This is a genomic window from Vibrio sp. 10N.247.310.17 (genome assembly GCF_041466605.1).
Classification (GTDB): Bacteria; Pseudomonadota; Gammaproteobacteria; order Enterobacterales; family Vibrionaceae; genus Vibrio; species Vibrio tasmaniensis_A.
The window spans coordinates 1-8,567 of the sequence record NZ_JBFSTC010000136.1; the positions used below are offsets into that span (position 1 = coordinate 1).

5 protein-coding genes are annotated in these 8,567 nt (G+C 44.5%); 3 read left to right on the plus strand and 2 right to left on the minus strand.

The window, feature by feature from the left end; all coding sequences use genetic code 11:
• Positions 1-177: 177 nt before the first annotated feature.
• The 3 genes from imuA to AB6D80_RS23255 all read left to right on the plus strand — a co-directional run bounded on the left by imuA (position 178) and on the right by AB6D80_RS23255 (position 5,564).
• A complete protein-coding gene (gene imuA, locus AB6D80_RS23245; RefSeq protein ID WP_372189737.1) occupies positions 178-885 on the plus strand; it encodes a translesion DNA synthesis-associated protein ImuA in 708 nt (235 codons plus the stop codon).
• 3 nt (positions 886-888) lie between these two features.
• Positions 889-2,358: a DNA polymerase Y family protein gene (locus AB6D80_RS23250; protein WP_372189739.1), complete on the plus strand. Its 1,470-nt coding sequence runs from the start codon at positions 889-891 to the stop codon at positions 2,356-2,358.
• Positions 2,359-2,471: 113 nt separating this feature from the next.
• On the plus strand, positions 2,472-5,564 hold the full coding sequence (locus AB6D80_RS23255) for an error-prone DNA polymerase (RefSeq protein ID WP_372189741.1): 3,093 nt from the start codon (positions 2,472-2,474) through the stop codon (positions 5,562-5,564).
• Between the two features lie 309 nt (positions 5,565-5,873).
• Here AB6D80_RS23255 and AB6D80_RS23260 read toward each other — a convergent pair whose 3' ends face one another.
• The gene (locus AB6D80_RS23260; protein ID WP_009848992.1) at positions 5,874-6,815 is read right to left on the minus strand and encodes a chemotaxis protein CheV; all 942 of its coding nucleotides are present in this window, start codon (positions 6,813-6,815) and stop codon (positions 5,874-5,876) included.
• 167 nt (positions 6,816-6,982) lie between these two features.
• Positions 6,983-8,200, minus strand: a complete 1,218-nt coding sequence (locus AB6D80_RS23265; protein ID WP_017097686.1) for an ROK family protein — start codon at positions 8,198-8,200, stop codon at positions 6,983-6,985.
• Positions 8,201-8,567: the final 367 nt, after the last annotated feature.

Below are 8,567 nucleotides of genomic sequence, written 5' to 3' on the forward strand. Positions count from 1 at the left end.
ATCTGTAGGATCGTTCAACTGATCAGGAAAATGCTTAAATGATCAGTGTTAGCTTTAATAGCGGCTTTTTTTGTATCTAAATCAACCATCTAATAGTTAGTTCACCTAATTTTCGTCATTTTGCTTTGCATCTTTTTCATTGTTAAATATACTGTATAAACATACAGGTATTTAATTATGCATGAACTAATAAAAAACTTACAAGACCGCCAGCTAATCTGGACAGGGTTACAATCAACAACGCAAGGCAGCACCACTTCGACAGGCTATCCTCAATTGGATAAACAGCTTGATGGCGGCTTCCCGACGCACGGCGTTATTGAAGTTGAATCACAACAAGGGATTGGTGAACTGCGCCTGCTTACCCCCTATTTAGCTCAGCAAAACTCACAGAAGCTGGCCATATTCATTAACCCGCCAGGGAAGATCTGTGCCGAGTTTTTTAGCAGCCAAGGGATTGAGCTCGATAACATATTGGTGATCGAGCCTCAACGCGACCTCGATGCATTATGGGCAGCCGAGCAATGCCTCAAGAGTGGTGCTTGTCATTCTGTATTGTTATGGGGAGCCGATCTCGAAATCCACCAAACCAAACGCTTACAGGCAGCAAGCGAAACGGGCAAATGCCTGCAATTTCACTTTAAAGCCACCAGCCATAATCAGTTATCCCTGCCCGTTTCTTTAAGCATGAAGCTGTCTTCTCACATCCAAGGGTTAAAGGTTGAGGTGACTAAGAGAAAAGGCAGTTGGTCGTATGGCAGTTTTATTCTGGACATGAACCAGAACTGGCCGTTACTCACAGAAAAAGTCATCGATGAAAACAGCTCAATTCACGCGTTATCTGGTAACACGGTGCTGGCTTTCCCTATTGCGAAGCAAGGCTAACGTATGCTGTGGCTGTATCTGCATTTCTCATCCCTACAATTGGACACCTTGTTTAACTCTAATGAATTGGGTTCGAACGAAGAATCACACAATCAGCCTCTTATCATCGTCGATGAGAAAGATCATCGTGTGCTGCAAGCTAACCAAGCAGCTTTGGAATCAGGCATTACACTGGGCATGGGGCTAGGGTCTGCGGCCGCGCTTTGCCAGAACTTGCACGTCCACCCTTACAGTATTGAGCTAGAAAAAAGTAAGCTTAAAGAGATTGCTCAATGGGCCTATCTGGTCACTTCCGACATGGCATTACTCCCGCCCAATGGATTATTGATTAAAGCCTCTAACATGTTGTCGCTTTACGATGGGCTAGATAACTACTGGCATGAACTAAAAAGCCATTTAGAAACGCTCAATATCCAGTTCAGCTTTGCTACAGGTTATTCGCCACTTTCTGCAATCCTTTTAGGCAAGCAATCCATCAACCAAGCGACGAACAATGTTGAGCAGATGAAAGCTTGGGTTAACCAACAAGCATTGAGTTCCAGTGAGCTACCGACCAAGCAAGTGGAACGCCTGAACCGTGTCGGTATCAATACCGTTGAAGACTTATTAAAGCTGCCTTTGCAAGAGGTCGCGCGTCGCTTTGATATCGACCTGGTGAATTATGTCGGTCGCCTTAATGGGCAGTTCAAGCACCCAATTGATTTCTATCACCCACCAGAGAATTTCCAGCAATATTTGGAGCTGTTGTTTGATATTGAAAACATCCTATTTATCGAAAAGCCGTTGCTGAAATTACTGAATCAACTCGAGTGTTTTTTGAGGTTACGCGACCGAGTGGCTTTCGAGTTAACGCTGACTTTGCACCTAAGAGATAAAGACGACCACCCTGTCTCTTTTTATTCGGCACAAGGAGATTACCTTGCTGAAAAATGGGCGAACCTTACCCATCTCACTTTAGAGTCACTAAAGCTCACCGCACCGGTTCAAGGGCTGACCCTCAGCTTGATTCGTCATGGAGAACCGCAAATGGCCTACCATGATCTTTTTGATGGTAATACCGGAACACTTGCCGCGTTAGATTTGCTCTCGCTGCTTCAAGCAAAGCTCGGGCAAGCTTGTATTCAGACTCCCAAAATACTGCACGATCCAAGGCCAGAAAAGGCCAATCAGTATTCGCTCCCAACACTGAGTAAGTCTGTGGCAAAAAAGCAAACGCCCCCAGAGAGCGAGCAACAAACCATAGATCTCAACGTCCATCAACAACGACTCCGGCCCAGTATTTTACTGCCAGAGCCCGAAGCCTTAACCGAAAGCGTCACCTTATCTCAAGGCCCTGAGCGCATTGTGTCTGGCTGGTGGGACGGAGAGAAGATCATTCGTGACTACTTTATTGCTCACAGTGAAAACGGTCGATGGTTATGGGTATTTAGAACACCAGATAAACAGTGGTTCTTACACGGCTTATTCAGCTAACCAACACTTATTTAGCTAACCAACAAAAGTTGAATCGCCAACCCGCACCATTTACTCAATTTAAACGCCCTTTTCAATCATGTTCACCCGCAATGGTTAAGTGAGATTACGTTATGTCTCAGCAATACTCAGAGCTTTTCTGTCAAACTAATTACTCCTTTCTAGAGGGAGCTTCGCATCCGGAAGAGCTTGTTTTACAGGCCGACTTCTTACGTTACAAAGCACTCGCAGTTACTGATGAGTGCTCAGTCGCGGGCATCGTTAAGGTTCACTCAGCAATCAAGCAACATAAACTGTCGCTCAAGCAAATTGTCGGGAGCATGTTTTGGTTAAATGAAGAGTGCCAAGTGGTTTTGCTATGCCCAAATAGAGAGGCCTATGCCGAGCTGTGTCGTATTATTACCAACGCGAGACGTCGTAGTAGCAAAGGACATTATCAGCTCTCTGAGTGGGATATCATGTCGGCTAAACACTGCTTCATTCTTTGGTTTCCTCAACAGAAAAATGAAGACGCGCACTGGGGGCAATGGCTCTCCCAGCACCATTCAGGTCGGCTTTGGATCGGCTTACAACGACACCTAAAGCAAACCGACCAGCAATACACAGATTACTGCGTTGAGCTGTCACAACATCACCAACTGCCGATAACAGCGTGTGGTGGCGTGCTGATGCACAACGCGAACCGCTTACCCTTACAGCACTCACTCACTGCAATAAAGTACCAACAATCCATTACCGAAGTGGGCAGTCACTTACTCGCCAATGCCGAGCGCTGTTTACGCAGCATCAATAAGATCTCTCATATATTCAAAGCTGAATGGCTAGAAGAAAGCAACCGAATCTCTGGACTATGCGAATTTGATTTAGACAGCTTGCGCTACGAATACCCAAGCGAGCTGATTCCTCAAGGTGAGACACCCATGAGTTATCTACGCATGTTAGTCGAGAAAGGAAAACGAGCTCGCTTCCCGCAAGGCGTGCCTAACAACATTCAACAAATCATAGAGAAAGAGTTGGGGCTAATTGACGAGCTTGACTACCCTTTCTTTTTTCTCACCATCCACGACATCGTCATGTTTGCCAAAAGCCAAGGAATTCTTTACCAAGGTCGAGGTTCAGCGGCTAATTCCGTGGTCTGTTACTGCTTAGAAATCACCTCTGTCGATCCAAGGCAGATCTCAGTGCTATTTGAACGTTTCATCAGTAAAGAGCGCGAGGAGCCGCCCGATATTGATGTCGATTTTGAACACGAACGACGTGAAGAAGTCATCCAATACATCTATCAAAAATACGGTAGAGAACGCGCTGCGCTTGCCGCAACGGTCATTTCTTATCGCTTTAAAAGTGCGGTAAGAGATGTCGGTAAAGCATTAGGGCTACAAGAAACCCAGCTCGACTACTTCATCAAGAACACCAACCGTAGGGACAAAAGCCTAGGTTGGCAGGCTCAGTTAACTCAATTGGGACTGCAACCTGATTCTTTGAAGGGGCAACAATTTATCCACTTGGTGAATGAGATCATCGGCTTTCCACGTCACCTATCTCAACACGTTGGTGGCTTTGTCATATCTTCAGGGCCTTTGTATGAACTGGTTCCCGTCGAGAATGCCGCGATGCACGAACGAACCATAATTCAATGGGATAAGGATGATCTAGAAACCTTGGGACTGCTTAAAGTCGATGTGCTTGCTCTGGGTATGCTCTCTGCGATTCGTAAATGTTTTGACCTTATCAAACACTTATATGGACGTTCCCTGTCTATCGCTGAGATCACTCGTCTTAAGGATGATCCTCAGGTTTACGGCATGATACAGCGAGCAGACACCGTCGGGATCTTCCAAATAGAGTCACGTGCGCAAATGAGCATGCTGCCAAGGCTCAAACCAAGGACTTATTACGACTTGGTGATTCAAATTGCTATCGTACGTCCTGGGCCTATTCAAGGCGATATGGTTCACCCATTCTTAAAGCGTCGAGATGGTATTGAGCCAATCAGTTATCCATCTAAAGACGTGGAGTCGGTACTGTCGCGCACCTTGGGTGTACCGATATTCCAAGAGCAAGTGATTAAACTCGCGATGGTGGCTGCAGGATTCACAGGTGGAGAGGCGGATCAGCTCAGACGCGCCATGGCTGCTTGGAAGAAAAATGGCAACGTCTTTAAGTTTAAAAATAAGCTCATCGAAGGAATGCAAAAACGCGGCTATGAGACAGAGTTTGCTGAGCAGATCTTTAAACAGATATGCGGCTTTGGCGAATACGGTTTTCCAGAAAGCCATTCTGCTTCGTTTGCGGTGCTAGCCTATTGCTCAGCTTGGTTGAAATGCTACTACCCAGAATGCTTCTATGCTTCCTTGCTCAATAGCCAACCTATGGGGTTTTATAGCCCATCACAGTTGGTACAAGACGCACAACGACACAATGTGGTAGTTCTTCCGGTATGTGTGAACGCCTCACAAGACAACCACACTGTCATCGCTCATCAGAATGGTTTAGCGATTCGCTTAGGGCTGCGACAAATCAAAGGATTCAGCGAACATGGGATTCAAAGCGTGCTCGCCAATCGTCCACAATCCGGTTATCGCCACCCTAGCCAGGTGAAACAGTTATCGATGAATAAGAAAGATATCGAGCTACTGGCATCGGCCAATGCGCTACATAACGTATCGGGAGACCGCTTCCAGACTCGCTGGACAATCATGGACTCCGCTTCTGATTTACCTCTGTTTATCCAAGTCTATGACGATGTTGGGGATGGACATGACGAACATGCACTGCACAAACCCAATGAGATGCAAGATCTACTCGAAGACTTCACCAGTGTCGGAATTTCATTGAACAAACACCCAATCACTTTGCTAGAAGAAGCGGGACGATTAGGTCGATTCACACACATGAAGGATTTAATACAGCAAAGACACAAATCTATGGTCACGGTTGTTGGATTAGTCACAGGAAAACAAGCTCCCGGAACCGCGGCAGGTGTTACCTTTGTTACATTAGAAGATAACACGGGCAATATTAATGTCGTGGTATGGGGAGCAACCGCGCGCTCTCAACAGCAAGCTTATCTGACAGCCAAAGCGTTAAAAGTACAAGGAATATTAGAAAAGGAAGGCGAAGTTGTGCATGTTATAGCGGGTAAACTCATCGATATTACCGATGACATTATTGGTTTGAACACCAAATCCCGAGATTTTCATTAACGAATCAAGTTGCCCTCTAAGAAACGCTAGAAACGAAAAAGGGAAGCATCCGCTTCCCTTAAATTCAAGTTGTTGAGTTATACCTCAACGTCCGCTTCCGTACGTCTTTTCTTAAATTCCCTATACAGTAATAAGCTCAAAGTCATGACGACTTTAGACGTTAACCATATCATTCAGAGGAACTACCTTAGATTGTGCATGAAAAGTTACGTTAGTAGTTGAGCATATTTTGTTAAAAAACATGCTGTATCAAATACTAGCAAACGTTTTCGCCAAGGTCATTCGAAACAAACCGTACAGCTGCATTAATTACAAAATCTGACGCATTCGCTCTTGAGTCACTTCAACTAAGAGGTCTGGTTGGAATTTAGAAATAAAGCGATTACACCCTACTTTCTCAACCATGGCTTCATTGAAACTACCACTTAATGAAGTATTTAGCGTAATAAACAAGTCATGCATTCGAGGATCAGTTCGAACTTCATGAGTCAGTTTGTAGCCATCCATTTCTGGCATTTCGGCATCGGTGATCATCAACAGTATTTCTTGATTGATGTCTTTGCCTTCATCACACCACTTCTTAAGTAAAGTCAGTGCTTCTAAGCCGTCACAACATTCGATAATGTTCAAACCAAGTTGCGACAAGGTGCCTTTGATCTGGTTGCGTGCTGTTGAAGAGTCATCCACGATAAGCACATTACGGCCAACCATTTCATTCGCTAACTGCTGATCTAGAACACCGTCAGAAATCGACACATCGTAGTCGATGATCTCCGCTAACACCTTTTCAACATCGATGATCTCAACGATTTTGTGCTGCTCTTCTTCTTGGATATGCGTGATAGCAGTTAAATAGTTTGCTCGACCCGTAGTCTTTGGTGGCGGTTGGATTTCTGTCCATGTCGTATTCACGATATTGCGAACTTGTCCAACCAAGAAGCCTTGTACGGTTCGGTTGTATTCGGTAATGATCAAGTTGTTTTCTTGAGTCTCATCACGTGATGGTGGGAAACCAATCGCACTGCGTAAGTCAATCACAGGTACAGATTCACCACGTAAAGAAGCAACACCCGTAATATGATGGTGAGAGCCTGGCAAGCGAGTGAGTACAGGCACTTTTAAGACTTCTTTCACTTTAAATACGTTAATCGCAAATAGTTGGCGACTATTTAAGCTAAATAACAAGAGTTCCAGACGGTTTTCACCGACGAGTTTAGTTCTCTGATCAACAGAATTTAAAACGCCAGACATACAACACCTTAGTGACAAATAATAACTGTGGCTACAATAGCCTAATTCGATAGGTTAAAGCAAAGCGCAAATACACAGATGCTTAAACTAAGTACAACAAATGCTGTTATACATAGTTTAAGTGCATGGAAAGGGTTAAAGGAAGGCTAAAAACGATAAAAAAAGGGTTAGCCTTCAATCACTTTCATTAACAATTGGCCATCATATAAAGCTTGTTTAACAAGCGCAGCACCTGGCATGGTGGCTTGTTTATAGAATCGAGATTCCACCAGCTCTAAATCTTGATGGTAAACCGATAAACTCTGCTCTTCGATACACTTTTGAATCGCAGGATACAACACGCTTTTAGCCTGATTGATAACACCACCTATCAAAATTTTCTCAGGATTGAACAGGTTGATCACAATCGCTATCGCGGCACCTAAGTAACGACCTAACTGCTCAATCACTTCAACAGCCAGTGGATCACCATCAGCAGCAGCAGCGCAGATCTGTTCAATTGTGACATCTTCAAACGCCGTTAGTGATGATGCCTCGCCATTAGCCAGTCTTTCTTTGACTTGCTCACGGAGAGCCTGTGAACTCGCAACCGTTTCTAAACAGCCATGATTACCACAATGACAAAGCTTGCCTTGTCTATCGATCTGAATATGACCCAGCTCACCGATGTTACCGTGGCGACCTTGCAATACTCGGCCGTCGAGAATGATCCCTGCGCCTACTCCGTGGTGAATCGAGATCAAAACGGAGTTATCGTTATCTTGAGAGTGACCAAACAGCTTCTCTGCTAATGCCCACGCTCGGGTATCATTGGCAATAAAGACAGGTAGACCTGTTTCTTTGTAGATCTCAGGACCCAACGCTAAGTTTTTAACGTTGTAGTGTGGCATCTGCAACACAATCCCCTGCTCAGAATTCACAAGCCCCGGTAGCGTAACCGCAATACTTGTTACCCTATCGAGTTGCTCGGCATAAGTTTGGAAAAACTCATCAATTTCATGCAGAAGACGCGCAAGTACATCGTCTTGGTCACGTTCATGAATATCAATCTTAGTATCGATAAGTACATCGCCGCCCAATTCATGGAGCGCGATCGTTAAGTATCCGCGACCAAGACGCATCGACAGAAACTGCCAACCTTCGTTATTGGTTTGCAGACCGACAGCAGGACGCCCACGAGTCGTGGCTTCTTGAACCGTCGTTTCGTGAATAAGGTGAGCTTCAATGAGTTCACGGGTAATTTTAGTAATACTCGCCGGGGCCAACTCACTTTGCTTGGACAGATCGATACGAGAAATAGGACCTTTAAGGTCAATTAGTTTATATACACGACCAGCATTGACCTGTTTGATATGATCAATATGGCCCGGTTGAGCCATGTACATTTTACGCTCCAGAAATCATCAACGCGGTAATTTTTTTACTTTGCGAAGTAATTGTGAAGTCACTTGGTATATCGCCGTGACCCGTATCACGTATATACATGAATCTTTGTGTATCTAGTCAAATAGTTCGAGAAAAATTAGTACCTACATCGATAAATTGAGACTTAATTTTCTCAATGAAACATCGTTATTGAGCCCTGAATTCAATAATTGGATACAAATAAAGAAATATCCTTCTAGCTCCCAATAAATAATCAATTAATGCATATACTTAATTAAGGCGCGTTGACCTTTCGTGGTTAAATTTTGTTTGAGATAAAAGCGTTTTAATCGCGGCGAGGGAGAAGTAGCCTAGTCATTCTAAGCA